The organism is Paenibacillus sp. FSL R5-0486, from assembly GCF_037975155.1.
Classification (GTDB): domain Bacteria; phylum Bacillota; class Bacilli; order Paenibacillales; family Paenibacillaceae; genus Paenibacillus; species Paenibacillus amylolyticus.
The window spans coordinates 656,599-683,097 of sequence record NZ_CP150237.1; the positions used below are offsets into that span (position 1 = coordinate 656,599).

Here is a 26,499-nt window from a genome sequence, read left to right on the forward strand (position 1 = left end):
TTCAGGGGAATATAGATGTTGAGAAAGGGGGATTATTGTGAGCGAAAAATGGAAGATCGAGCTGCATATGTCCCCCGGTGGATGGACAGCAGAAGTAAATACAGCAGCGGAAGCGGACCAGGAAGTTTCCGTTTCCGCTTCCGCTGTTAAGGGCAAGACCGGATCGGCCGCAGGCATGTTCACGGTCACGGGAACACCCGCCCGACTGAGCGAAGCCCAGCGCGAGGCTGTACTGGCTCAGCTGCGCAAGCGCCCGCTGACGCTGTACGCCCTGCTGCGCGGCGGCCCGGCGCCCGAGGAGATCGCCGGGCTGCTGCCTGTTGCGCAAGCGCCCGAGGGCTCGCCAGGCGCAGCAACGGCCAGCGCGGCCGTGGCGTGCACCTGCGGCCGCCCGGGGCGCGCGCATGCCGCGGCCGCTGAGCGCGCCGTAGCCGCGCGCCTCGCGGCCGAGCCGCCGCCGCGGCCTGGCGCACGCCGGCCTGCCGCGCGAAGCGGCTGCCGGCGTGCTGGGGGCATGGGCGGATGAACTCGCCCATGATCCCAGCGGCCCCGGCCGCGCGGCCGAAACGGCTGGCCGCCCGCAAGTGCGCGGCGGCGAAGGCGGCGCCGTCGGCGAGTGGATCGCCGAGGCCGCCGCGGACGGCGCCATGCACCAGCCGGGGCCGGGCTTTGGCGCCGTTGAGGTGCGCCTCGCGCGGCCGGGCAAGCCGCCGGCCTTGCCGGAGCTGACGGCGCTGCTGCCGGGCGTGCCGGCCACCGCAGGGCTGGATTTGATCCGCGAGCGTGTAGCCGCGCGGATGTGGCAGGCTGTCCAGAAGAAGACGGACAGCCCGGCAACCAAATGATGCACCCATCAGAGCGGGGGAGATCTCAGATCACCCCTGCTTGTTTTTATTGCAGCATGTTGCATTATTTGATTTAATTCATTTCCCGGTACAAGATGAATTTTGTCTTTATCCAACAATGCTAATGCTCATTAATAAAGTGCATCTCGGTATAATCAATTTTTTGCATATTGGATATATAAAGGTATATTCCCATTTCAATTCTATTGTGTACAGCACGGGGATGTTGCTCTAAAAGTCTAAAAAACGATCATACAGGCTGTACAGCCCGTATAAGTTCATTCGGATCTCTTCTAAAGGAGGTCTTTACCGGTGGAGCTTCGCTCCCAATTAAGGTATACTGTCGCAGGGAACATTGCACGCTGAGAACTATATAACATTTATATTATTGCGATAGGAGTTTTTACATGAAATCAACTACAGGAAGACAGCGCCGCATGGTGGTTATGCTGTCCTCATTGATGATATGCGGAGCATTGCTTGCCGCGTGCCAGAATGGTTCAGGCACAGAGGAAAGCCAGAATCCGAATGGAACAGGTAACACACAACAGGAGACGGACGGCACAACGGTTCATTTTACGGAGGATAAAGGAACGGATGGCGACAATGCTGGCGGGGATGACACATCATCTTCTGGCAACAGCGGTGAAGGCACGGATAGCGAGTCTGGGAATGCTTCAGCGGGCGGAGAGCAGGGCTCTTCGGACAATGGTAACGGGGCGACAGCGGAAGACCCATTGCTGGAGAAACGCAGTATCAGCGCACTGCAAACGACGATTGATGCACAATCCGTGGTGACCAATGCCGAGTCTATGACCGTCATTGTGAACAAACAACGGAGTCTGCCTGACGGTTACGAGCCGAACGATCTGGTAGAGCCGAATGTACCGTTCTCCTTCGACGAACCACACGAGAAGCGGCATATGCGCAAGGAAGCTGCGGAGGCGCTGGAGAAGTTGTTTGCAGGTGCAAAAGCGGATGGCATTGAGCTTCGTGCGGTGTCCGGTTATCGTTCATATCAGCGTCAGGTATCCATCTATAACAATAATGTCAAAACCAAAGGTCAAGAATACACGGATCGCGTGAGCTCTGTGCCAGGCCGAAGCGAACATCAGACGGGTCTTGCCATCGATGTATCGAGTCCGAGTGTGGGCAATGTGCTGGAAGAGGTATTTGGCACATCGAAGGAAGGCCAGTGGTTGGCTGAACATGCTGCAGAATACGGATATGTCATCCGTTATCTGCAAGGTGAAGAAGATACCACAGGTTACGTCTATGAGCCTTGGCATATCCGGTACATCGGTACAGATTTGGCACCGGATGTGGCGAAGAGTGGGTTAACTCTAGAAGAATACTTCGATGAGGCTAATATCAAGTTGTAATTTGGATGTTTCATCCTTAAAGAAAAAGAAAAGATACTAATTCTCATAAATCCCCGAATGAACCGTCCTTGTTCTAACCAATGGGCAGTCATTCAGGGGATTTTTTTCTGTGCAAAAATGTTATTGGAGTTAAGATAGAATTAAACTTGATTCCATTGTCTGAGATGATGGGGGACTGATATAATTCATGTTTAATCTGAAGAGACAAATACAACCAAAGCGAGGGACGAGAGAATGAGCAGACAGCAGGTTTTTACGGGCTCCCCATGGGAACCGTTAGTGGGATATTGTCGTGCCATCCGTGTAGGGAACCGAATTGAAGTGGCGGGTACAACCGCGATGCAAGATGGTGTAGTTGTTGGGGCAGGTGATCCGTATGCACAGACAAGGTTCGTTTTGCAGACGATCGAGAATGCACTGAAAGAACTGGGGGCTGACATGTCGCATGTGGTGAGAACCCGGATGTTTGTGACCGATATCTCCAGATGGGAGGAAGTTGGCAAGGCACACGGTGAATTTTTTGGACAGATCCAGCCTGTAGCCACCATGGTTGAAGTTAGCGCACTCATTGATCCCTTGTTGATGGTTGAGATTGAAGTGGAAGCGATTGTTGAAGATGAAGTCACAGCCGATTGATTCTGACGGTTATCCGGATGATTTCTAAGGAACCCAGGACGTCTTATTTGGCGATAAGGTCCTCTTTCTAAAATGTAAGGAACATCAGACACGTTATTTCCCAAATTACTCTGATAAAAATGCTATAAACAGCTATTAATTCAAATTAGCGTGCCTGAGATTCCTTAGATTTCTGCGGGTACTTCAAATCCTTGAATAAGATGCCTCAGATTCGTTAGCGTTAACTCCGCTTGCTCTTACATTCGGTAAGCAATGTATTTCGTATGCAGTGCACATCGCACGTGTCTGCTCCGGACAAGTTTCAGATACCCTTCGGTTTGAAGCAGTTTGTAGACACACTCTAAAAAACCAAAACCAAAACAAAAAAAACAACCTTATCCATGCCTGTCAAAAGACAAGCGGATAAGGTTATTTTGAATTGACTTCGCCGCCTGGCCGCACGGCTGAGTTCTTGATGCGCCAAACTCATTACACCGCGCGTCAGGAGCTACATGCGGATGGCTGGTCATTATGATGCTCCACACTCATGACCCCGCGCTAAGCGATGCACACGGTCGTCTGCAACAACATATAACATGTGTTTCAGCCAGACGTTTTTCCAATCGTATTATTTCGCTTCCGGCTCTGCTCCAGGTGTTTCAACAACCACTTTCCAAGCTGTTCCGATTGGAGGCAGGCTACGTGTCAACACAGGGCTGTAGAACCCAATGACTTTAGCGCCTTTGGTCAGTTCTTCAGCTTTCACCGTCTCACCTTCGTGGTTCACGAGCAGCGTGTCTTTAGCAATGTTCAGCACGACATGGTCAGGAGCGGTTTCTGTTAACCGTGTACCTGTAATCTCAATCTGTGAGATGCTGCCTTCAGCTGATGTTACATTTTCAATTGTACCCGCTGTACCCAGAAGCTCTTTAGGTTGTACCTCAGATGCTGTAGCCGCATCCAACACAGTGACTGTATAGGTCGGCGTTTGTGGTGGCAGACTGCGGGTGGTGATCAGGGAATGCTCAGCTTCCACGTTCATGCCAATGGCCAGATCAGTCAGTGCAATCTCTTTTCCCTCAACTGAGATGAATTTTGTCTCATCGCTCAGATTGAGCACAATACCATCCGTACCTGCACCGCCAATCTGGATGGACTGATATTTATCTTGGTTCGAGATTCTGGTAATGACACCACGTTCAGTAACCGTCTTCACGTCCTCTTCACTCGAGATAGTCACCTGATTTCCTGTTGTGTTCACTTGTCCATGCAGTGCTTTCTCAGCAAAAGAAACCGGTACATACAATTTGCCGCCTGTGATTTCGGGCGCTGTACCCAGCGTGAGCAGCATTTTATTCACGGAATATTGATCCTTGCCTGTGATTACCTGTGTCCAGAGAGCACCACGAGTCAGCTCTGCAGTTTTAGTTTCTTTATTCCATTCCAGTTCAATACCCAGTGCGTCGGTAAGATCACGCAGCGGGATCATGGCTACTTTGCCATCTTTGTTCCAATAACCATCAGAGATGGTTGCACCATTCACGGATACGTTTACTACACTCGCTGCGTTACTATCTGCTGAAACGGATGTTTGATGGACTGGTTTTGTGTTGTCCAGTGTTGCTGCATAAGCGGCTCCACCACCCAATGCCATGGATAGGGCCATCAGTGCACTTACTTTTTTCATGTTGTTGTTCATCAATATTCATCCCTTCTAATCTGTGTACTGACGCGGTAAAATCTTCCTTAGGGCCGCGCTTCAAGTTAATAGACGGGACAAATCGTCTAAGTGTTGCAGTTGAAATGCAATGAATGTAAGCGGTAGGTTAGTTTAAATTAGAAATATCGCTTGTATTGCAGGTTATCCGCAGCAGGATCAGGTTAATTTCAGGTAAGTGGCCAAACCTTTGTCCTATTTCACATTCAAGTACGAGGAGGAACGGATTAGATGAGTGATATGTTGGTAGCGCTCTATCGTTTACCGGAGCAAGAGAGTGGACTGAGAATGCTGGAGGAATCCTCCATTGTGATTCGAAGAGCCATTGCCCCAGAGAAACAGCTTGTACTGGATTGGGTGAGGTCACATTTTAGTCAGGCTTGGGTAGATGAATGTGATGTCGCTTTTGCGCGTCAGCCGGTGTCCTGTTATATTGCGGTTGAGCATGGGAAAATGATTGGATTTGCCTGTTACGAAGCGACATGTCGCAACTTCTTCGGACCGACCGGTGTGAGCCAGGATGCACGAGGCAAAGGTGTAGGCACAGCCTTGTTACTGTCCTGTATGCATGCGATGAAGGCGGACGGTTACGGGTATGCGATTATCGGATCAGCGGGACCTGTGGATTTCTATGCCCGGACGCTGGGTGCAGTGAAGATTGAAAATTCAACGCCGGGTATTTACGAAGGTATGCTGCGGGCAGACTAGACAATAATGATGTTGTGGAAGCTGTGGAAAAGGAAGGGAGGACGATGATGAGCACGAAACAAATGTTGCACATCGGAATGATCGGTACGGGATCAATCTCGGATCTTCATATGAGGTGTTATGCCAAAAACGAGGATGCCGTCATCTATGCGATCTGCGATCTGAACGAAGAACGGGCTAAAGCTGCGGCACAGAAGTATGATGCTCAATCCGTGTACACCGATTATCGGGAGATGCTGGAGGACCCGCATGTGGATGCTGTCAGTATCTGTACCTGGAATAATACACATGCGGAATTTGCCATTGCTGCATTGGAGGCAGGCAAGCATGTGTTGCTGGAGAAACCGGTCGCAACCAATGTGGAAGATGCACTGCGGATTGAAGAAGCGGTGAAGAAGAGTGGACGTACGTTTATCGTTGGTTTTGTGCGGCGTTATGATAACAATATGCAGATGATGCGCAGATTCATTGATGCCGGGGAGTTTGGTGAACTGTATTATGCCAAAGCTTCCATTCTACGGCGACACGGCAATCCGGGCGGTTGGTTTGCTGACAAAAGCCGTTCCGGCGGCGGCCCTCTGATTGACCTGGGCGTACATATTATCGACCAATGTTGGTACCTCATGGGCAGGCCGAAACCTGTTACGGTCAGTGGTAATACGTATCGGAAGTTGGGCAATCGTGCCCATATTGAACATCTTTCTTTTTACAAAGCAGCCGACTACAGCGCAGCTGTGAATGACGTAGAAGATATGGCGAATGCGCTCATTCGGTTTGAAAACGGGGCTTCGCTGGCGGTGGATGTGAGCTTTACCCTGCATTCACGCGGAGATGAATCTTCGGTGAAATTATACGGCGAGCGTGGTGGGTTCGAACTGGAGCCGGAGACACTGATCGTCACGGAGAAAAATAACACCATCCTGAATATTGAACCCCAGACGGACAATACGGGTCTCCATATTCATAGTGCATTCCAGAACCAGATTGACCACTTTGTGGATTGCTGCCTGAACGGTACAGAGCCGATCAGCCCAATTGCTGATGGTGTGGCTTCCACGCGCATGTTGTGCGGAATCTACGAATCCGCTGAGAAAGGGCAGGAGATTCGTCTGGATTGAGTTCATTTTACATGGCAGTTGTCCTTCATCATATTAAAAAGCATGCGTCTTCCGCGTGATCTGCGGTTACGCATGCTTTTTGGCATAAGGTCATTTATTCAGTGGTGAATTCTCGTATCCAGGGTCATCATAATCCGTATCCTGCAGCCTTGGAAGCACGTTCATGGTTTCAATTGCCTGCCGGGTATCCGGCGTGCCGTGGTCATACAGAAAGGTGTACAGCAAGGTCATGCCATCCGAAAACTGCTCCGTTGCCTCATCATGGTCTGCCGATTTGTAGGGTACTGGCGCCCGTTGCAATGTATAGGCATCGTCATCCTCCAGCACCTTCATCAGATCTTTCAATCGGCCCAACTGTTCGTCATCCACCAACACCTCAAAGGGTGTAGATTCGTTCTTTGTTTGCTCAATAAGATTATGTGTTACCGATACATACAGATGTTGTTTGCCGTCCTGCATATTCCAACCCCCATTCTGAAATGGAAAAAAGACGCTTCTACTGTTAATAAACAGCAAAAAGCGCCCTGAAACGAGCTACTGTGCTCGTGTGTTATTTACTCATCCACATGTTCAGTCACATATGACCAGCCATTACCTTTTCCTTCTAATCGACTTTGTTCAAAAAAGTCAATTCCATCTACTGTAATACTGACTGACACGAGTGATGGTTCATCTTTAACGGGATTAACGACGATGAACCCTTTATCCAATAGATAAGTAATGGTTCTAAGTTTCTCAATATGTGATTGTGGAAAAAGTTTTTCTTTGGGAGCGATATAAGCCGGATTTTCGGTAAACCACATATCGTACAATTCCTGTAGGGTGTCGAATCTTTCTTGAATCCGCTCTTTAATAATCATCTCTAACTCCATAAGGGACCTCTTCCTTTGAGTTATTTCCCAAATCTCCCCGTTACGGGCACCTGGCGGGTGCCGGCCTCCATCGATCCTGAACACAGGGGACAGGCGGGAGGGCCCGAGGATGCCTTCTTGGTTGCTTTTGAAGGCACAGCCGGCTTCTGTCTTAGCCAAGCTTTACAGGTGGATGAACTACACTTCCAGACCGCAACGGTCTCCGTACGCTCAGCATTACCTGAACCTGAAGTGTGCGAATGTGAACTGGAGGAACTTGCAGCTGTTGGACTCAGACCTGTGGTGCTGAATGCCTTATGGTTGCGAATCTCCCCACTACCACGCCGTTCACCGAGGCGATCCTCATCACGTTCGTTGTGGACCTCGTAGTCACGACGGTCACTGTGGCTGATGGCACGACGCTGTGCCGCATCCCGACCTTCTGAACGGGCACCTGAGCCGGACGAGCGGGCATACTGTCCGTTGCCTTTACCATATGAAGCCTGACTGCTCGTCCGGCTCTCCTCACGAGGTTTGCGTTTGTCCGGTACTTCCATGCCGAAGGCTTCAAGCAGGAAACGGGACACATCCGCTGGTTTTCCGTGATGGCTCGCCGGTGAGGTGACATACAAGTACTGCTTGGCCCGTGTGATGGCAACGTAGGCGAGCCTGCGTTCTTCCTCCAGCGCCATGTCCAGTTCGGCATCTGTCTGCTGCATAGCAAGCGCAGCTTTCTGATCCTCGGGAATATCCTGGCGAAGTGCTGTACTGTGAGGCACAATGCCTTCACTGGCTCCAATCCAGTACACACAAGGGAACTCCAATCCTTTGGCCCGGTGGATCGTCATCAGCTGTACCGCGTCACTATCCTGCGCACGACGCAAAGATTCCATCTCACGGTGTCTGCGGGACAGCTCATCCGCGAATTGGATGAACTCTTCTACCGTTTCGAATTTTTTGACAGCAGCTTCGAATTCATCCAGAGTTTCCAGCATCGTTTCCTTATAGTGGGTGAAGATGCTGGGATCACCACTTTCCATATACTTGTCGTAGAACTGCCTGCGCATCTCCTGAATGGCGATGATGGGTTTTAGTTTGTGCAGTGATTTGATCAGCTTGATGCGTTCCTTGACCTGTTCCTGCTGGAACGGTTTCAGCTTGTCCCATTTCACCAGATGGATGAGCGGATATTTCTTCGCCTGTTGTTGTTCACAACGCTGAATCCACTCCAGCCCTGCATCCCGTGATACATAGAGCGGACCCAGTGCACTTGGAAGAGCATCCATGGCTCGTGGGTCAAGGGACAGACGCAGATGATCCATCAGGGGTCTGATGAGAGACTGGTCATAGAACACCGGAGAAGCACCATGCTGTACAAAAGGCACATCTTTCAACACAAGCTGCTCAAATACAGCCCGGCTGCTGCTGGCTGTCCGGTGAAGAATCGCAATATCGCGATAGGTGTGTAGTCCTTCTTCAACCTGCTGGCACAGCTGGTTTACAACCCACGCCGCTTCTTCCTCTGCATTGGAAGGTGTAGCGAAGCGAGGCGCATCTCCGCGGTTTCCAGCGGCACGTAGCCGTTTGTCACGTCTGCGTTTATTGCGGGCGACCAGTTCACTTCCGAGTCCCAGAATGCGTGCATCACTACGATAATTGATATCCAGCGTCACAATGCGTGCGCCGGGGTATACTTTATCGAATTCCAAAATTGATTCCTGGCGTGCGCCATTAAAGGTATAGATCGTCTGGTCATCGTCTCCCACAACCATCAGATTGCGGTGAGCGGAAGCCAGTTTTTGCACAATTTCATACTGCAGATGGTTGGTATCCTGGAACTCATCCACCATAATGTACTGGAAACGCTTCTGAAGCGGCCCCAGAACAGCAGGATCACGAAGCAGCGCGGCTGCCCGTAGTAAAATATCATCAAAATCCATTTTGCCGCGATCCTGCTTCCAGGCTTCGTAACCAAGCAGAACACGCTTGGCATCGCGTTCTTCCTGTGATTTTTCAGGCAGATCGGTTGTTTCCGATCCTTGCATCTTCCATGCGGACAGCATAGCCAGCAGACTTTCAGGCTGGAAGGCTTCACTCATGCCATTTTGGCGAAGAAGCATCTTCAGCACCGTATGCTGGGCTCGCGACTCGCCAAAGATCTCTTCCTGCACACCGTAATGACGCAATAATGTCAGCGCAAAAGAGTGGAAGGTGCGAGCCTGTACGGCTCTCGCGGCTGCCGGGCGTATGCCTGGCAATGCGGCGATCCGGTCTTTCATCTCGGTGGCGGCTTTGTTCGTGAACGTCACCAGCAGGATACTGCCTGCATGTACGCCACTGACCTCTATGAGGTAACCGGCTCTTGCAGCCAGTACAGTTGTTTTGCCACAACCGGCTCCGGCGAGAGTCAGAATCGGTCCTCTGCCGTGACGGACTGCCGAGATTTGTGGTGCGTTTAACTTGATGCCTGCCTCTTCAAGAGAACGAAAATAAAAGGCATCCTGTTGCTCATTACCCACGAGTTGCCGACTGGTCTCCAGCGGAGCAGACGGGGACTGGGGCAGGGACGCCGCCGGGGTAACCCCGAGCGGACGGGGGTAGAACGTTGAGTTCGGACTTAACATGTTTCATCCACCTCTGTATGCATTCAGGGATAGGACTATCCCGGCTAAAAGTAAACCATTTGCCCTTTTCACAATCGCATTGTAAATTGGTATGATAGAGTTAGTCGCCTAAGCAGGCGGTTAAGTAGGGCCAAAGCTTCATTATACCCGAACATATGGTCTTGACGAAAGCCCCCGATTTCATCCAGTATCGGTATAAAACGGGCACCTGCACGAGATTACGCAACTTTTTGGCATGATATCGTATAAGTTATATGCCTGAGCATTTTGCATGAAAGATGTAATATGCTAATTTACTACTAAATAGAAATGATAATATTGGTTTTGACGGGACAGAGGAGGAATGGTCATGAAACTGCTTCAGCGCATCAAAGACGGAGCGAACAAAGCAACAGAGCGTGCCCAACACGCCGTTGAGATTGGGAAACTGAACAACCAGATTGTGGGCTTGCAACAGGAACAGGAAGTCCATTTTACAGATATGGGTCGCATCTTCTATGAGGGTTATCGGGCACAGGATATGACGCGTGCAGAAAAAGAGATGGTGGATCTGTCGCAACTCTGCGACGAATTGCAGGACGAGATTGATGGTCTGCGCAACAAGATTGCACAACTTAAGAACGAACGGTTGTGCGAGTGTGGACACGTCGCTTCCCTGGATGCCAACTTCTGCCCTAAATGCGGACGTAAGTTGGGTGAACTCAAGACAGCAACGCCTAAAGTAGCAGCAGGAGTTGCAGGAGCCACCACAGCCGCAAGACAGGAGGCAGCTGTAGCTCAGACCCCAACTCCAGAGCCGGACTTCTACGATGCGCCACCTGAGTTGGAACTGGAGGAAGACGAGCCGTACCATACGGTCATTCCGTCCATAGCGGATCTGGAAACGGAATCGGAATATAACAGTACGGAATTTACCCAGGAAGAAAAGGAAGCGTTTGATGCGGAGTGGGAACGTCGCAGAGATGAAGAGATGCAACGGGAACGTGAGCGTCAGCAGGAACTGGATGAACGCATCCGCTACTGGAAAGAAAACAACCCGATCGTGAACACGGTGGACGTACAGACCGAAGTATCACGTGAAATGGTGAATTGTCAGATTTGTGCAGCCGAGCTACCCAAAGGGTCGAAGTGGTGCCCGCGCTGTGGTGCCGAACAGATCTGATCTGATGCAGTAGAAGCACTGCCGCATCATTGTTAGGCAGTGCGGGTTGCTGACAGCATGGGGGGACGGGAATATGGACCAACTGCTGCATCATTTGCGTCATCTTGGGTTTACCGAGATGGAATCTAAAATTATGGTGGAACTCGCCCGTCAGGGATCAGCCTCAGGATATGAGGTTGCGAAGCGGCTGGGCGTGTCCCGTTCCAATGTATATGCGACCCTGCAACGGCTGGAACAGCGTGGATTCTTGCGGTGTAGTCCTGGGGAACCGGCGAAGTATAGTGTGCTGAAGCCGGAGGAGATGACACGTATGATCTCCGATCAAATGCGTACCTCGCTGGATTATGTCCAGAGCAGCATGCCCAAGAGTGAACCGGAGAAGCCTGTCTTCTATAACGTCGATGGTGACAAGAATGTGTTTGAGAATCTGAGCCGTGAATTGGCCGAGGCTCAGCATGAGATTGTTGTAGACGTTTGGCGTGAAGAGGCAGAGCTACTGCGTAATGACTTACAGCAGGCTGAAGCTCGGGGTGTGCGGCTGTTATGGTCGTGTGATGGTGGCGAAGGCATGCTTGATCAGCCTGTTCCTTGGCCGGGTTTGCCTATGTATGGTACAGGTAATGGTCGGAAATTTTCCCTGGTGGTGGATCGCCGCTGGTGCATGTTAGGCATGCGCGGTGAATCATGCGCCACACAGGCACTAGTTACGGAGCATCCGGTAATGACCGGACTGCTGCTGAATCATTTTGCTCAAGAGCTGGTGTTGTACGAATTGGAACAGGATATGGGGGAGGAACTGGAGTCCCGCTATGGGCACCGGTACGAAGAACTCTCTGCGCGTTATTGGTCTTCTCCTTCAGGAGAGGTTGACCAGAGCTAGACAGATCGGCGACTAATCACCTCTGATGGAGTGAACATGCCAGCACATAGGTACCTATCTTGACGAAACGAATACGTGTGTACATAAAGCAGGCGCTGCCCGAAGGCAGACGCCTGTTTGTGCTGGTTTGAGATATGACAGTGATGTTCGTCACAGCATCTGTTTCCAGTCAAGTCGATAGTAAAGGTATGAAGTTATGCTATTTTTGAGAAAATGAAGCTATGAACATTCGATTGAACTAGATCGGGTTGAACAGGATTGTACACGATCACTCTTTGGGCACGTGGTACAGAGCTTCCAGCACGTCCGTATAATAAGCTGTACCATGGGGTACAAATTCCGTTGCCCGAATCTCGCGAACGATACGTTCCGGCTCATCAGCTGCATGATCACTTAATGGGTCCTTATGACCGATGGAATGTGGCGGTGATGTCAACGGCTGAGTCTGAACTCCGGTAGCTTGAATGACGTCGATCTCATTACGAAACAAAGCGAGTAGATCATCCAGCGGCACTTCATACAGGCTATCCACCTCGCTAGGCTGCAGAACGTAGGCTTCGAGCGGCTGGTTCAGACATAATCCATAGACGGCGCTGAATTCCCGATCTATGAATGGGACACCACGCACCTCTCCTTGGAGCTGCTGTGTAGCCGTGAGTAGATAGGTTAGTGCCTCGAATGGAGTATAAACACCCAGTTCTTCCTCCAGCTCACGACTGGCGTCTTGCAGTTGTTCACCTGCGGTAAGATGGCCTGCTGCTGTAATGTCGTAACAACCGGGAAAGGTATCCTTAATATCACGCCGCCGCTGAAAAAGAACCTGTCGCTGCTCGCCTTCGTCACGCACAATCCAGCAGTGGAATGAACGGTGCCAATATCCTTTGGCATGGACCTCGCTGCGTAGTGAAGTGCCGATCCAATTTTGCTGATCGTCATAAATGTCGAAACGTTCTGGGGTCATGAAACGTATCTCCTTATATAGCAGATTTTAAAGTTCAAAATTTCACAAAGTATGTATTAAACGAAAGGGGAACGATCGTATGGAATGCATTGTACACTTTCAGGTGATTTATCCGCAACCTCAGGAACGTAAAAGTCTTAGAGGACTTATATTTGTAGGGCAAGGTCAGGAACCGGCTAACAGTCAGTTAAGCAGCATGTTTAAGGATATGGGATTTAATGTACGTTTGGAAGATGAGGCCCAGTTGTTATTCAAGCCAGTGGATGCTTCGGCAAACTTTGAATATATTCGTGTGACAGAGCTTGATACTGGAGAAGAAGTTTACAAAGAAGATAAAGATCTGAAGTCGATCCTGGAGCATTTGCTGCCACGCCGCTTCTAATTCATGAGCATGGCCGCGAATGAAATTCATGGGGGAGTATATGTAATACATGTATGATAGGCACAAAAAAGGCCCCACCTTTACGGTGGAACCTTCAAACCTTTAAGCTACGCAACCCATAGTTAATGAAGCCCATATGGCTAGCTTTTCATACATAAACCCTAGCAAGTAAGAGGTTGTCCCCCGCATCAGGATTTATCCGTAATTCAACTCGGTGCGTCTTTAAACGTTCATTGTAATTATGCTAGAGCGCCGGTTCCTTCTGCTTCCAGTTCTGAAGTACAGTGCGAGCAGCGGGTAGCCGCGGCTGGAATTTCCGATAGGCAATACTTGCAAGCCTTGGTCGTTTTTTGCGGCTCGGGCTTTTTGTGTTCTTTGCTTTTCAGATAGTTGATGCCCTTCACAAGCATGAAGATACAGAACGCAACGATGAGAAAATCAATCATGACGTTGATGAACTGACCATAAGCAATCACGGTAGCCCCAGCTTCGTTGGCTTGAGCGAGTGTGGTGATCTCCTGTCCGTTTGCTGTTTTCATACCCCGGTCCAGGTTGATGATTTTCTGACTGAAGTCGATTCCACCCATCAGTTTTCCAACCGGGGGCATGATGATATCATTCACAAGGGATGTGACGATTTTACCAAAAGCAGCCCCAATAATGACACCGACCGCCAGATCGATGACGTTGCCGCGGACGGCAAATTCCTTGAATTCGTTAAGTACGCCTTTCATGTTTGCATATCTCCTTTGATCATTCAATTCAAAATGTAGGCCGCGTTTCCATCCATTCTCCGTTCAGATCCGCGCTTCCGTTCTCATATTGTACATAAAAAATAGATTCCAATCACCCCCTGTTTGCAAATTAAGACAAGTTTCCGCAACTTCCATGAAAATACTTCTTTATTTCACGCCGTCGATTCGGTATACTTCTAACATTGTCAGTTATGTTTAACCTTTTACATTCAGGTTCGCGATCATACATTGTAACGAATCATGGAGCCAAAAAATTAAATATGCCGTTACTCGTATATGTGCAGGAATAGGCCTGCATGTCTCTACCTGATCACCGGAATGATCGGACTACGGGAAAGATGTTGCAATGTTTTGTAGGGTTGGCATGAGATCATTCTCAGACAGTTTGACTGAAGAGCAGGTTCAAGTGGCTTTTATCTGTTTCTGACTACACTGTTTGAGGTTTCTCACAGCAGGATTGAACTCCTGTCATTCTGTCCATCCAGTACACTTGCAGCATCCATACGGCTTGTCCATATACGTACAAGTCCGTCTTTCCCGTCTCCGGTTATTCCGCAGCGTGTGAAAAGGCGGGCTTTTTGCTTTTTTACCATGCGATTGGAAGAGCATGTGAGCTTCTGTGCGGAGGGCATTCAGGGGGAAGAATTACAATGCAATTGTTAAAAGACAAGGTAAGACAGGAAGGCATTGTCCTGTCCGAGCAAGTACTCAAAGTGGATTCATTCCTGAACCACCAGATGGACCCGGTTCTGATGAAGGAAGTAGGTAAAGAGTTCATTCGCCGCTTTGAAGGTGAGAATATCACACGTGTGCTGACGATTGAGTCGTCAGGGATCGCTCCGGGCATCATGACTGCGTTGGAGCTGAACGTGCCGCTGATCTTTGCACGGAAGCAGAAGTCGCTCACACTGACAGAAGATATTCTGGTAGAGAAGGTCTACTCCTTCACGAAGCAGGAGACCAATGAAATTACCGTTGCCAAGAAGTTCATGAAGCCTGGTGATCGCGTACTGATCATTGATGATTTTCTGGCGAATGGTGAAGCAGCATTTGGTCTGGCTCGCATTGTGGAGCAGGTTGGAGCAGAAGTGGTGGGTATCGGTATTGTTATTGAAAAAGCATTCCAGCCGGGAGGTCGCTTGCTGAAAGAAGCAGGATACCGTGTGGAATCGCTGGTTCGCATCGGGGCACTGTCGGATGGACAGGTTACATTTGCGGACGAGGAGGGCACGAACTAATATGGCACGCGAACGTATTTTTCAGCGGCATCGGCATCCAATCAAAACGTTCTCCCTCGGACTACAGCATGTGCTTGCGATGTATGCAGGAGCCGTCGTTGTCCCATTGATCGTCAGTAATGCATTGGGTTTTACACAGGAACAACTAACCTATCTCATTGCCATTGACCTGCTCGCATGTGGTGTGGCTACACTGCTCCAGGTATGGGGAAATAAATATTTCGGCGTAGGGCTGCCTGTCATGCTCGGTTGTGCATTCCAGGCTGTGTCCCCGATGATCCTAATCGGGATGAACAGTGGGGTATCTGCCATTTACGGAGCGATTATTGCCTCAGGGCTGTTCGTATTGATCTTCTCCGGAATCTTTGGGAAGCTTATTCGGCTCTTTCCACCAGTGGTTACGGGGTCGGTGGTTACGATAATCGGTTTAACCTTGATTCCCGTTGCTTTCCACGATCTGGGCGGCGGTCAGGGATCAGAAGATTTCGGCAGCGGAGTTAATCTCATGCTCGGTTTCGGCGTGCTGCTCTTTATCATTTTAATGACTCGATTCACTACAGGTTTTATCCGTTCCATCTCGGTACTGATTGGTCTGCTTGTAGGTACGATTGCGGCAGGGTTTATGGGCGAGGTTAATTTTGCCCCTATTCGCGATGCAAGTTGGTTCCACGTTGTTCAGCCGTTTTACTTCGGCAGACCGACATTTGAGATTGTACCTATTCTGACGATGATTCTGGTGGCGATTGTCAGCGTGGCCGAGTCCACAGGTGTATTTATGGCTCTGGGCAAAATCCTGGACAAGGACCTGTCGTCCAAGGATCTGGCGCGCGGTTATCGCGCAGAGGGCCTAGCCATTGTGTTAGGCGGGATTTTCAACTCGTTCCCGTATACAACGTATTCGCAAAATGTAGGGCTGGTACAGATGACACGTGTGAAGACACGTGATGTCATTGTGGTGGCTGGTGTAATCCTGGTGGTCATTGGATTTGTACCAAAAATTGCAGCCCTCGCACAGCTCGTTCCAGGGGCAGTACTTGGCGGAGCCATGGTGGCCTTGTTTGGCATGGTGGTATCATCAGGCATTCGAATTATCGGCAGTCAGGTTGATCTGAACCGACATGAAAATCTGTTTGTCATCGCTTGTTCTGTAGGTATGGGGCTTGGGGTTACCGTTGTACCTGAGTTGTTCGCAGGAGCACCGGCCTGGGCTCAGATTATGCTCGGTAATGGTATCATCGCAGGCAGCTTCACGGCGATCTTCATGAACCTGCTGTTTAATGGTCTGGGTACCAAGGAAACGGCTGCCAAGATGGCTGAACAACAGGCAGATGCCATCCTTGGAGAGACGGGCAAGTCAGCTTAAATTAGCTGAAGTAGGCTAGGGTTATCATCCAGCAGGATTGTTATGTTAACTGTTATGAATAGACGATACACAAGATGAATAATGAATCAGGTTAATCATGGTGATATACAGCATGAATGGTTTATGACATACATCGTTTATGCTATGAATATTCAATCCCATGAACAAATGAAAGAGACACTTTTAGATGCGAAACACCGAAGATACAGACTCAGCAGAGTCGTGTTTTCGGTGTTTTTTTTATTTTGTTTATCATCAGCATAGAGTCCAATGTGCTGCTGTACAGGAACAATACAGGAACAAGACCTTATGCCGGATGTAAGAAGTTATTCACCTAATTCGATGGCAAGCCATGTTGTATGAAGGATAGACTGTTATCATGCATGGGGATATACACCAAAGAGATAAGCGATCCAATCGCTTTTTGATTACATAATAATAATTTCACTGGGAGGAACGATGAATTATCAACCTGTATCAAAACAAGATCGAATGAAGTTTCTGGATTTGTTTCGAGGGTTTTCCTTGATAGGCCTACCATTCGTAAATATATTGGCATTGTGGGTTATGTTGAAGCCGGATACTCGTGTAGATTTTTGGATCCAACGAGCATTATATTTTTTGGTGGAGGCACGTTTTTACGATATCTTCTGTTTTTTATTTGGCCTTGGATTTTATCTTTTTCTAAGCCGGTCAGCTCCCAAAGGTCAAACCAAGCTGTTTCTCTATATCCGCAGGATGCTTATTTTATTAGCGCTGGGATATATTCATCAACAGTATCAGTCTGGAGAAGCTTTATTTCTTTATGCCATCATAGGGTTGGTTGTCATTCCGTTATATTGGGCACCTCGAACTGTGAATTTGGTGCTCGGTGTGGTGGGATTCAGTGCGGCCGCCGCGATAGGTGTCAAAATGCTAACGATTCCTTTTTTAATTATACTGGGATTGTCAGCAGGCCAATATCAACTGATGGAGAAGATCCAGAAAGGACTCCCGTATCTGGGCAGAATCTGGTTCATTTCATTCATCGCTTCTACGGTGGGGATCGGTATCATGTGGTGGGTTGCTCCTCCGGATGCGATGAGTCCGTTTCTATACGAAGTGATTGGTGCGAGCCTGCCTGTTGCTGAGCAAGCCAATATGGATGCTGCTTTTCGATTAGAACATATCGGTGTGGCAATTGGTCCGGTGGTATCCATCTTTTATCTAAGTACATTACTGAGATTGAACCAGAACATGACCTTTGCCAAAATGTTAAGTCCCCTGCATGCATTCGGACGAATGGCCCTGACCAATTATATTGCACAGACCATCATTTTGTTGGTGGTATACCAACTCATATTTGCAGATGCTGCTGTATCGTATACGGTGTCTACCCTTGTGTGCATTGGCATGGTTATTGTACAAGTCATCGCGAGTAATCTGTGGATGCGCTGGTTCCAGTATGGGCCGCTGGAATGGGTATGGAGATGTGGTACTTATCTAAGTTTCATTCCGATCCGGAAAAAGCATTCTAAGCCACGTGTTCATGACAAAAGGGTGAGAGGTTGACTCTTTTTCCTCGTTATAATCAAAGACGATCCACATCCGGTTGAACGGAAATGGATCGTCTTTTCTTTTTGGAACACGTATACTTTTTGTTTGAAGTTACAGATGACGCAGCTGTTTTTCTGCAAAATCGCCAACCCACGGCAGTTTTAGCCATTTCCCCTGCAGGCTGGTAACGACCATAATAAGCCAGACCACTACACCAAGCAGGGATAACAGCGATGCCACCAGTGGTCCGAACAACGGAAGGAAAGCCGATAATACATGCCCGACCATAATGATGCCAAAGACCGTTACAGATTGCAGCGCATGAAATAACACGAACCGGCTCCGCTTCTCCACAGCGAGAAAGACAATCCCACCTACAAAGGTAAACAGATAACAAAGCATACCGGCAATATTTTCATCCAGACCGCTAGACGATTTCATGGGGGACATCCGGTCCAGCCTCCTTTGACCTTTTTAACTAGGTTATGAGAGAGGTGGACAGAACTGAACCGGTTTGGTTAAGGAATGTTCCAGATGAACAAAAGAAAATAATATATAGGTAAACATGTGAGACTATAGATTCATTTAGAAATTCAAGTGCGTAAACACACATACAATTTGAGACTTTCTACATATTCAAAATATTCCATTAAACCCCGATTTATATAGAGTGATATATAATATCTTTTTAAGTGAAAGATTACTTTTTATATAATATTTTCCTAGTACATAAGTTTAACCAAGGAGTGGAAGAAATTTTGTATCACACAGAGCAAGAGCATTGTCCTGAATGCGGACATCAAATGGAGGTAAACCCAGGGTACATGACCTGGTGTGAGAAGTGTAATTGGAACATTTATGGGGAAGGGGATCAAGGTAGAGAATTCATATCTGAGAAATTGAACAACGAAACAAGGGAACAATCTTCTGATCCATTGCTTAAGGAATTCAAGTACAGTATCAATAGAGAGATTCCCTTTACTAAAAAGAGTATATTTACCTATTTGATTGCCCTTCTAGTCCATAGCTCAACATTAGCTATTTTAGGATTGGCAATTTATTTCTTTTCAACCACTTCTTCTTGGCTCTTTGTATTAGGTATTGCCCTGGTACTTCTATGGATTACGATTATCTTGCCGTATCGGAAACGTCTTCCAGGTAGAATCATCAGAAGAGATGAGTTTCCCGAATTGTATGGGATGATTGATGAGATTGGGGAGCGTATGAATGTTCCGCCTGTGGATATGATTCTCATCAATGAGGAATATAACGGGTACGTACTACATCTCAAAAGAAAAAAGAGAGCTATCGTCTTGGGAATCCCTTTGTTTGCAGCCTTGACACTAGAGGAGAAGGTAGCCGCAATTAGTCATCAAATGAGTCAGTTGGCACACCCCAACATATCTAATAGCTCTTTCGTTGAACGTGCCAAACACGTGCTTCATTCCTGGCTCGACACGATTAATCCGGAGGGAAGCGGTTTATTAACTTGGGTAGTATTCCCAATCATCATATTTCGTCTATTGTTGCTTGCCATTGTTGGTGGGATATATGTCTTATTGCTTTGGAGCATGAGGCCTGAGATGCAACGAGCTTTCTACATCGCAGATCATGAAGCTTCGGAGACAGCTGGAAGTAAAGCGGTAGAGTCTTTGTTCTTAAAGTCTGAGATGGCAGGCCTTTTTGCACTTACAGCTGAGCAAGTGGCAGAATATCAGTACAACAAGGAATTGTATGAGGAATTCAGAAGTCGTATTTCTGCCGTTCCAAGCCAAGAGATTCTTCGACTTCAACGTTTGCAGGTAACACGTGATACCCAGGATCATGCGTATCATCCTCCAACAATGTATCGCATTGAATTGATAAGAGAGCATTGGGCAATGATTCCGGGTTATCGGCCTGATGCAGCCAGAGAACGGAAAATCAACGAGGAATTTCGTCTATTGGAACAGAGCTCCCAGAAAATTCTACTGAGTGATTTAAGGGGAAACTAACAAAAAAATTGAAATTTATCTTAAAATGGAACAAGTGCAGTACAAGCCGATATATGGCTTGTACTGCACTTGTTTTTTTCTAGCACTACATACGTTTAACAAACAAGACTACCCGCCCTGAAACTGTCTGCGTGGGCTGTTGATCTTGCCGTTTTTGTCGGTGTTGTTTTCTTTGGGAACCAACCGCTCATCGGTTCTTCCTTTGTGATGATTATCATATGCATATTCCGTCAGTTTCCATTCCGACTTGCCAAGAACGGGATCAGCCGGGAAATGTTGCCCCCGGTGCAGATGTTCCTCACGTCCGGCTTCGTTGATGTAAACTCCGTCTACTTCCACCTTTTCATGCGAAAGGGGCAGCATATCTTGTTCTTTGCGGTCCATGAGACGACGCCTCCTTTGGATACCAGTAATTTAACTGTATGGGTTGTCCGTGATAATATCCCCCGAATAGTTCAGTGTTATGCTGGATATATTAATTCCGTATAGAATGGTGGCAATCTTAACATATGATTCGGAATTAAACTTTTTGGGCATGAAAACCGTTATATTTATTAGAGGAAATCGTCAAGTCGTAAGATACTTCCGAATATGCTACAATAAGATTATGATTCATTCCGAATCATATCGGGTATTTATAGTGTCAGGTACTTGCTTTCTAGCGAGGTTCCCGACCTAAAGCTTGCTTTAAGCCGCGCACAACTTCATGGATGGCATTTAAGACTTATTCGGCATTCTCTAAACGGAGCATTCACTTTCAACGTTTTGGGAGGGAATTACAATGGCAACGAAAGGTCACAATGAGGTCAAAGAAAGTTTGAGGGAAATGACTCGGATTTTCCGTCCTAAGGATCCAAAAAAATTCGTGAAGGAGTACGTGAGAAAATACCGGATTACGGGTGGATATGAGGAAGAATTGACTTCTGTGGTTGAGCATGAGCTTGTCAAGATGGATTCTTCCGTGTCCTGAAACAACACACAACTCTGATTATACTGTTCCGATAATGAATAGAACCGTCTCTCGGGCGTTAAGCTCCGGAAGGCGGTTTTTTTTGCGTTCCTGCTGCATATATATGGGAGTACACCTACAGCGGGAAGGATGAATGCATGTGGACCCTATTTTGAAAACCAAAGAAGAGATTGGCTACATGCGGGAAGCTGGACGAATTTTGCGAAGTTGTCACCAGCATATTGAGCAGTGGATGATCCCCGGTATCACGACCGCAGCGATTAATGAGCGGGTGGAAGAGTTTCTGGCAGCACGAGGAGCCACACCGGAGCAAAAAGGGTACAAAGGATATCCGTACGCGACGTGTGCCTCTGTCAATGAAGTGGTCTGCCACGGATTTCCGGGGGAAGAGGAGCTGGCAAGCGGGGATGTAGTGACCATCGATATGGTGGTGAACAAAGACGGCTGGCTTGCTGACTCGGCCTGGACATATGGAATTGGTGAAACAAGCAGATCCATTCGCAAGCTGATGAGGCGCACGGAGAAGGCACTTGAGCGGGCGATTGCCCAGGCAGTTCCAGGGAATACACTCGGAGATATTGGAAGTGCCATTGAACGAACAGCCAGACTGTATCGGTACGGGATTGTGAAGCCTCTCATCGGTCATGGGATTGGTCAATATATTCATGAACCCCCAAATGTTCTGCCTTATGGCAAACGTAGAACGGGCACGATGCTCACCGAGGGCATGGTTATTACGATTGAACCAATCTTTACAAAAGGCAGTTCTGGGGCCGTTGTCTGGGATGAAGATGGATGGACGGTAAGGACGGTAGATGGCAGCTGGGGGGTCCAGTATGAGCATACGGTTGCGATTACTGGGAATGGCCCCTTGATTCTGACCGATGGCACGTGAGATGAACTCAGTGAAGAAGAGGGCTTGAGTTGAACTTTCTCAGAAATGCTCCATGCTGTTTTGAGCTTAAAGATAGCGGTATGGAGCGATAGGCATGTCTTCTGAATGGATATGGAAGAGGTTTTCCATATATTCTGATCTTTCTTTTGCATAATAGCACATGTTTTCAATGTGAGAAAAATCACCAATAAATCGAGTTTTATCACCGAAATTTGGCAAAAATTTTCAAATGTAGAGTGTAATACTTTTAACTGAAATCGTTTGCAAATCAAGTTGTAGAGCGGTTTTTTACATAAAGTGAACAATTTGTGAACATGTGTCCAAAGATTGACAAAATCATACCCTCAACTTATATTTAATAAGTGATTGAAGCATATAGAATGAATTGGAAGAATGCGCAGACATGCCCTGAGCAGGAAATCACGGGAGTACTGGAAGCGTTATTTTTCTAAGCGTTCTGTATGATGAAGAGGATTATGCGTATCGTGCTGAAACGTACCTTTTGTTGCCTTTCTACCGAACGACAACGGTAATCTACGAAAACGTAAAAAAGTGGGGTAGATCAATGATGAAACAGTGGCAGGTTGCAAAGCGAATTCTCCCCTTGCTGGCGGTGTTCTCTTTGCTGCTATCCGCATGCGGGCGGGAAGACTTGTCGGTAATGAAACCTCAGGGTCCTGTAGCGCAAGGCCAATATGATCTGATGAAGTTATCCATCGCGATTATGATCGTGGTGCTCATCATTGTATTTGCCATAGCGGCCTATGTTCTGATCCGGTTTCGTAGACGAGCCGGGCAGACTGAGATGCCCGAACAGGTTGAAGGTAATTTCAAGCTGGAAGTAATCTGGACAGCCATTCCGTTATTGCTGGTTATTGTTCTGGCAGTACCGACGGTCCAAACGATTTTTGCCCAAGGCGAAGATCTGTCCAATGACAAAAATGCACTTAAGGTCCAAGTCACCTCGCATCAGTACTGGTGGGAATTCACTTATCCTCAATATGACGTAACCACCGCTCAAGATCTCATCATCCCGACCGGAACAAAAATTGCATTCGAATTAAAAACCGCTGACGTGCTTCACTCCTTCTGGGTGCCGTCACTTGCGGGCAAAATGGACACAAACCCGGATGGAACACTTAACAAGTTCAGTTTCTCTGCACCGAATGAAGGCGTTTACCGTGGTAAATGTGCCGAATTATGTGGCAGATCGCATGCTTTCATGGAGTTTAAGGTAAAAGCAGTGAGTCAGGAATCCTTTGACAGATGGGTGAACCAGATGAAAGCACCTGCAGTCCTTCCTGAAGACACTCAATTGGCCGAGAAGTTCAAAACAAACTGCCTTTCTTGCCACGCTGTTGGTGATCAAGGTGGACCGGTTGCACCTAACCTGACGGGAATCGGCGGCAAGGAATCTGTCGCAGGCATTTTGCTGAATTCTCGCGAGGGACAGGAAGAAGGTAGTCCGGTACTGGATAACATGAAAGAATGGCTCCATGATCCACAATCCGTGAAGCCGGGCAATACCATGCCGAATCCCAAAGATCTTGGGTTGACGGATGAAGAAATCGACGGAATTGCCGAATATCTGGCCAACTACAAATTGGACTATGAATAGAACAGCAAGGACGAAGAAGGGGGTACACAACCTTGGCTCATGCGCATAGCGTCAAGAGGTACAGGGGCTTGATGGATTGGATCACCACCGTCGATCACAAAAAAATCGCCATTCTCTATTTGGTTGCGGGTGGATTTTTCTTTGGAATCGGCGGCATTGAAGCCATTTTGATTCGGATTCAACTGATGAAGCCTATGAATAATTTTGTATCGGCACAGGTCTTCAACGAATTGATTACAATGCATGGAACAACGATGATTTTCCTTGGTGTCATGCCACTTATTTTTGCCATTATGAATGCTGTCGTGCCTTTGCAGATCGGGGCGCGGGACGTTGCTTTCCCGTTTCTTAACGCGCTGGGTTTCTGGACATTCCTGTTTGGTGGATTGTTGCTGAACCTGAGCTGGGTTATGGGCGGAGCACCGGATGCGGGTTGGACCTCATATACGCCGCTTTCGGGCAGTGAGTACAGTGGAACGCATGGTGTGGATTTCTACACCATCGGCCTTCAGATCGCGGGTCTGGGAACGCTCATCGGGGGCATTAACTTTCTCGCAACAATTATTACAATGCGTGCTCCAGGCATGTCCTACATGCGGATGCCGATGTTTACATGGACGACATTTATTACATCTGCCATTATCCTTTTTGCTTTTCCTGCCATCACGGTAGGACTTGTACTTTTGACGTTTGACCGTATACTGGGAGCGAATTTCTTCGATGTCGCAGGTGGCGGTAACCCCGTACTCTGGCAGCACATCTTCTGGATCTTCGGGCACCCGGAAGTATACATTCTGATTTTGCCGGCATTTGGTATTATCTCGGAGGTTATTCCGACCTTCTCGCGTAAACGGTTGTTCGGATACAGCTCCATGGTATTTGCTACCATCCTGATTGCCTTCCTGGGCTTCATGGTATGGGCGCATCACATGTTTACAACAGGTCTGGGTAATGTAGCCAACGCGCTTTTCTCCATCTCCACGATGTTGATTGCCGTACCTACCGGGATCAAAATCTTTAACTGGCTCTTTACGATGTGGGGTGGACAGATCCGCTTTACCGCGGCAAACCTGTTTGCTGTTGGATTCGTCCCAACCTTCGTTATGGGTGGTGTTACAGGCGTTATGCTGGCATCTGCTCCGGCAGACTTCCAGTTCCATGATACGTACTTTGTTGTAGCCCACTTCCACTACGTTATTGTAGGGGGACTCGTACTTGGATTGTTCTCGGGACTACATTACTGGTGGCCGAAGATGTTCGGACGTATTCTCAGCGAAACACTGGGCAAATGGACGTTCTGGACATTTATGATCGGTTTCCAATTAACGTTCTTTGTACAGCATTTCCTCGGTCTGATGGGGATGCAGCGCCGGATCGTTACATACTTGCCGAATCAGGACTTTGACCTGCTCAATCTGGTCAGCTCCGTCGGTGCGTTTCTAATGGGTGTTGGGGTTATCATGTTCCTCGTGAACATCGTGATCACAATGAAAAAACCGGCTGGCGCGCCAAACGATCCGTGGGAAGACGGCCGTACACTGGAATGGTCTATTCCATCTCCGCCGCCGGAATATAATTTCAAGCAGACGCCGCTGGTACGCGGAATTGATGCATATTGGAAGGAAAAAATGGCAGGACATACGGAGATGACACCGGCAGAACCTGTAGGTTCGATTCATATGCCTTCAGCAACGCCGTTGCCGTTTGTAATGTCAGTAGGTATCTTTATCGCCGGACTTGGCTTGATGTTCAGCAATGATGAATTTGGTAATGCATTTATGAATGTCATTTTCAACAATTATATTGTAGTTATTATTGGTCTCGTAATCACATTTGGTGCAATGGCACTTCGTTCACTTTATGATGATCATGGCTGGCATATTGAACCGGAGGATCAGGATGAGAAGGGGGCTAGAACATGACAACCTCACATGCCGAACCGGTGAACGACAAATTGCCGCATGAACCGGAGAAAGCAACGCTGGAAGGCCGTAACAAGCTTATCGCCTTCTGGTTGTTCCTTGGCGGCGAAACGGTACTGTTCGGTACACTCTTTGCTACCTTCCTGGCTCTTCGTGGCCAAACCAATGATGGACCTACGGCGAATGAACTGTTCCACCTGCCACTTGTGGCCGCTGCAACGTTCATTCTCCTGGTCAGTAGTTTGACGAGTGTATTTGCGATTCAGGCCATGCATAAGGGCAAGCGAGATGCACTGGCGTTGTGGCTTGGCATCACGGTAGTACTGGGTATGGGATTTCTCGCACTGGAAATTTACGAGTTCTACGAGTATGTGAAACATAAAGAGTTTGGCATGACCACGAGTGCATTCAGTTCAGCATTCTATACACTGGTCGGGTTCCACGGAGCCCACGTTGCTTTTGGTATTGTGTGGATCGGAATCATTATCGGTCAGCTGTTCAAAAAAGGATTGACGGTCGTAACCGCACCTAAAGTATACGTCTCCGCAATGTACTGGCACTTTATTGACGTGGTATGGGTGTTCATCTTTACGGTCGTGTACCTGCTCGGAAAGGTGGGGTAGCACATGTCGGCACAGGATAAGACAGATCAACAGCCTGTGAAACACCGTCACCGGACGGAAGGGCCACAGAAACACGTCGTGGTGTTTATCTTCTCCATTATTCTTACGCTGATTGCGTTTGCGGCTGCTTCTGCCGGAGGGGTCAACACAACCTTTATCATTATTATTTTGCTCGTCATGGCTATTCTTCAAGTATTCGTTCAATTGGGTTATTGGATGCACTTGAAGGACAAAGGGCACTTGATGCCGATTCTGTTCATGGCCTTTGGCTTTTTCGTAGCCTTTACGTGCATCATTATGGCACTCTATTGGGTCTGGTGGTAAAAGAGATGGCGGCGGC

The 26,499-nt window shown here is 48.1% G+C and carries 27 protein-coding genes and 1 riboswitch; of the genes, 19 read left to right on the forward strand and 8 right to left on the reverse strand.

Going from position 1 to position 26,499, the window contains the following annotated elements:
• Positions 1-37: 37 nt before the first annotated feature.
• The 4 genes from MKY01_RS03030 to MKY01_RS03045 all read left to right on the forward strand — a co-directional run bounded on the left by MKY01_RS03030 (position 38) and on the right by MKY01_RS03045 (position 2,863).
• Complete coding sequence (locus MKY01_RS03030) at positions 38-526, forward strand: hypothetical protein (protein ID WP_339285310.1); 489 nt, start codon at positions 38-40, stop codon at positions 524-526.
• Positions 504-845 carry a hypothetical protein gene (locus MKY01_RS03035; protein ID WP_339285313.1) on the forward strand — a complete coding sequence of 114 codons (342 nt, stop codon included), beginning with the start codon at positions 504-506 and terminating at the stop codon, positions 843-845. The genes MKY01_RS03030 and MKY01_RS03035 overlap by 23 nt, the downstream gene beginning before the upstream one ends.
• A 407-nt stretch (positions 846-1,252) precedes the next feature.
• Entirely contained in the window at positions 1,253-2,227 is a 975-nt protein-coding gene (locus tag MKY01_RS03040; RefSeq protein WP_127551134.1) for a M15 family metallopeptidase, read from the forward strand.
• Positions 2,228-2,461: 234 nt separating this feature from the next.
• Entirely contained in the window at positions 2,462-2,863 is a 402-nt protein-coding gene (locus MKY01_RS03045) for a RidA family protein (protein WP_074093334.1), read from the forward strand.
• Between the two features lie 607 nt (positions 2,864-3,470).
• On the opposite strand, the gene MKY01_RS03050 is transcribed toward MKY01_RS03045, so the two are convergent.
• On the reverse strand, positions 3,471-4,541 hold the full coding sequence (locus MKY01_RS03050; RefSeq protein ID WP_282319533.1) for a copper amine oxidase N-terminal domain-containing protein: 1,071 nt from the start codon (positions 4,539-4,541) through the stop codon (positions 3,471-3,473).
• 249 nt (positions 4,542-4,790) lie between these two features.
• On the opposite strand from MKY01_RS03050, the gene MKY01_RS03055 reads away from it, so the two are divergent.
• A complete protein-coding gene (locus MKY01_RS03055) occupies positions 4,791-5,267 on the forward strand; it encodes a GNAT family N-acetyltransferase (RefSeq protein WP_282319532.1) in 477 nt (158 codons plus the stop codon).
• A 47-nt stretch (positions 5,268-5,314) separates the two neighbouring features.
• Positions 5,315-6,385 carry a Gfo/Idh/MocA family oxidoreductase gene (locus MKY01_RS03060; protein WP_253505440.1) on the forward strand — a complete coding sequence of 357 codons (1,071 nt, stop codon included), beginning with the start codon at positions 5,315-5,317 and terminating at the stop codon, positions 6,383-6,385.
• A 90-nt stretch (positions 6,386-6,475) separates the two neighbouring features.
• Here the strand turns inward: MKY01_RS03060 and MKY01_RS03065 are convergent, their stop codons facing one another.
• The 3 genes from MKY01_RS03065 to MKY01_RS03075 form a co-directional block, all read right to left on the reverse strand.
• Complete coding sequence (locus tag MKY01_RS03065; RefSeq protein ID WP_036668594.1) at positions 6,476-6,844, reverse strand: hypothetical protein; 369 nt, start codon at positions 6,842-6,844, stop codon at positions 6,476-6,478.
• A 95-nt stretch (positions 6,845-6,939) separates the two neighbouring features.
• Positions 6,940-7,257, reverse strand: coding sequence for a hypothetical protein (locus MKY01_RS03070; RefSeq protein ID WP_282319531.1), 318 nt, complete (start codon positions 7,255-7,257; stop codon positions 6,940-6,942).
• A gap of 20 nt (positions 7,258-7,277) precedes the next feature.
• Positions 7,278-9,860 carry a UvrD-helicase domain-containing protein gene (locus MKY01_RS03075; RefSeq protein ID WP_282319530.1) on the reverse strand — a complete coding sequence of 861 codons (2,583 nt, stop codon included), beginning with the start codon at positions 9,858-9,860 and terminating at the stop codon, positions 7,278-7,280.
• A gap of 349 nt (positions 9,861-10,209) precedes the next feature.
• On the opposite strand from MKY01_RS03075, the gene MKY01_RS03080 reads away from it, so the two are divergent.
• Entirely contained in the window at positions 10,210-11,022 is an 813-nt protein-coding gene (locus MKY01_RS03080; protein ID WP_282319529.1) for a zinc ribbon domain-containing protein, read from the forward strand.
• 73 nt (positions 11,023-11,095) lie between these two features.
• Positions 11,096-11,902, forward strand: a complete 807-nt coding sequence (locus MKY01_RS03085) for a TrmB family transcriptional regulator (protein WP_282319528.1) — start codon at positions 11,096-11,098, stop codon at positions 11,900-11,902.
• Positions 11,903-12,170: 268 nt separating this feature from the next.
• On the opposite strand, the gene MKY01_RS03090 is transcribed toward MKY01_RS03085, so the two are convergent.
• Positions 12,171-12,863 (reverse strand): NUDIX domain-containing protein, encoded by a 693-nt coding sequence (locus MKY01_RS03090; protein WP_282319527.1) that lies wholly within the window; start codon positions 12,861-12,863, stop codon positions 12,171-12,173.
• A gap of 79 nt (positions 12,864-12,942) precedes the next feature.
• On the opposite strand from MKY01_RS03090, the gene MKY01_RS03095 reads away from it, so the two are divergent.
• A complete protein-coding gene (locus tag MKY01_RS03095) occupies positions 12,943-13,245 on the forward strand; it encodes a hypothetical protein (RefSeq protein ID WP_017690846.1) in 303 nt (100 codons plus the stop codon).
• 239 nt (positions 13,246-13,484) lie between these two features.
• Here the strand turns inward: MKY01_RS03095 and mscL are convergent, their stop codons facing one another.
• Positions 13,485-13,979 carry a large conductance mechanosensitive channel protein MscL gene (mscL, locus tag MKY01_RS03100; RefSeq protein WP_282319526.1) on the reverse strand — a complete coding sequence of 165 codons (495 nt, stop codon included), beginning with the start codon at positions 13,977-13,979 and terminating at the stop codon, positions 13,485-13,487.
• 271 nt (positions 13,980-14,250) lie between these two features.
• Positions 14,251-14,350: riboswitch (purine riboswitch) on the forward strand.
• A 300-nt stretch (positions 14,351-14,650) separates the two neighbouring features.
• On the opposite strand from mscL, the gene MKY01_RS03105 reads away from it, so the two are divergent.
• The 3 genes from MKY01_RS03105 (at position 14,651) to MKY01_RS03115 (ending at position 18,152) form a co-directional block, all read left to right on the forward strand.
• Positions 14,651-15,238 (forward strand): xanthine phosphoribosyltransferase, encoded by a 588-nt coding sequence (locus MKY01_RS03105; RefSeq protein ID WP_036613196.1) that lies wholly within the window; start codon positions 14,651-14,653, stop codon positions 15,236-15,238.
• Position 15,239: 1 nt separating this feature from the next.
• A complete protein-coding gene (locus tag MKY01_RS03110) occupies positions 15,240-16,601 on the forward strand; it encodes a nucleobase:cation symporter-2 family protein (protein ID WP_282319524.1) in 1,362 nt (453 codons plus the stop codon).
• A gap of 459 nt (positions 16,602-17,060) precedes the next feature.
• On the forward strand, positions 17,061-18,152 hold the full coding sequence (locus MKY01_RS03115) for a DUF418 domain-containing protein (protein WP_339285317.1): 1,092 nt from the start codon (positions 17,061-17,063) through the stop codon (positions 18,150-18,152).
• 96 nt (positions 18,153-18,248) lie between these two features.
• Here MKY01_RS03115 and MKY01_RS03120 read toward each other — a convergent pair whose 3' ends face one another.
• Complete coding sequence (locus tag MKY01_RS03120; RefSeq protein ID WP_047840268.1) at positions 18,249-18,587, reverse strand: membrane protein; 339 nt, start codon at positions 18,585-18,587, stop codon at positions 18,249-18,251.
• Between the two features lie 242 nt (positions 18,588-18,829).
• On the opposite strand from MKY01_RS03120, the gene MKY01_RS03125 reads away from it, so the two are divergent.
• Positions 18,830-20,131, forward strand: coding sequence for a M48 family metallopeptidase (locus MKY01_RS03125; RefSeq protein WP_127551111.1), 1,302 nt, complete (start codon positions 18,830-18,832; stop codon positions 20,129-20,131).
• Positions 20,132-20,239: 108 nt separating this feature from the next.
• Here MKY01_RS03125 and MKY01_RS03130 read toward each other — a convergent pair whose 3' ends face one another.
• On the reverse strand, positions 20,240-20,515 hold the full coding sequence (locus MKY01_RS03130) for a transposase (RefSeq protein ID WP_282319521.1): 276 nt from the start codon (positions 20,513-20,515) through the stop codon (positions 20,240-20,242).
• Between the two features lie 397 nt (positions 20,516-20,912).
• Here MKY01_RS03130 and MKY01_RS03135 point away from each other — a divergent pair, with 397 nt between their 5' ends.
• The 6 genes from MKY01_RS03135 (at position 20,913) to MKY01_RS03160 (ending at position 26,483) form a co-directional block, all read left to right on the forward strand.
• Positions 20,913-21,101, forward strand: a complete 189-nt coding sequence (locus MKY01_RS03135) for a hypothetical protein (protein ID WP_017690840.1) — start codon at positions 20,913-20,915, stop codon at positions 21,099-21,101.
• Positions 21,102-21,234: 133 nt separating this feature from the next.
• On the forward strand, positions 21,235-21,996 hold the full coding sequence (gene map / locus MKY01_RS03140; protein ID WP_076329704.1) for a type I methionyl aminopeptidase: 762 nt from the start codon (positions 21,235-21,237) through the stop codon (positions 21,994-21,996).
• 565 nt (positions 21,997-22,561) lie between these two features.
• Entirely contained in the window at positions 22,562-23,614 is a 1,053-nt protein-coding gene (coxB, locus tag MKY01_RS03145) for a cytochrome c oxidase subunit II (protein WP_047840266.1), read from the forward strand.
• 32 nt (positions 23,615-23,646) lie between these two features.
• Positions 23,647-25,536, forward strand: coding sequence for a cytochrome c oxidase subunit I (ctaD, locus tag MKY01_RS03150; RefSeq protein ID WP_339285321.1), 1,890 nt, complete (start codon positions 23,647-23,649; stop codon positions 25,534-25,536).
• Complete coding sequence (locus MKY01_RS03155; protein WP_047840264.1) at positions 25,533-26,159, forward strand: cytochrome c oxidase subunit 3; 627 nt, start codon at positions 25,533-25,535, stop codon at positions 26,157-26,159. Before ctaD ends, MKY01_RS03155 begins: the two co-directional genes overlap by 4 nt.
• Before the next feature lie 3 nt (positions 26,160-26,162).
• Positions 26,163-26,483, forward strand: a complete 321-nt coding sequence (locus MKY01_RS03160) for a cytochrome C oxidase subunit IV family protein (protein ID WP_036613178.1) — start codon at positions 26,163-26,165, stop codon at positions 26,481-26,483.
• The last annotated feature ends 16 nt before the right edge of the window (positions 26,484-26,499 follow it).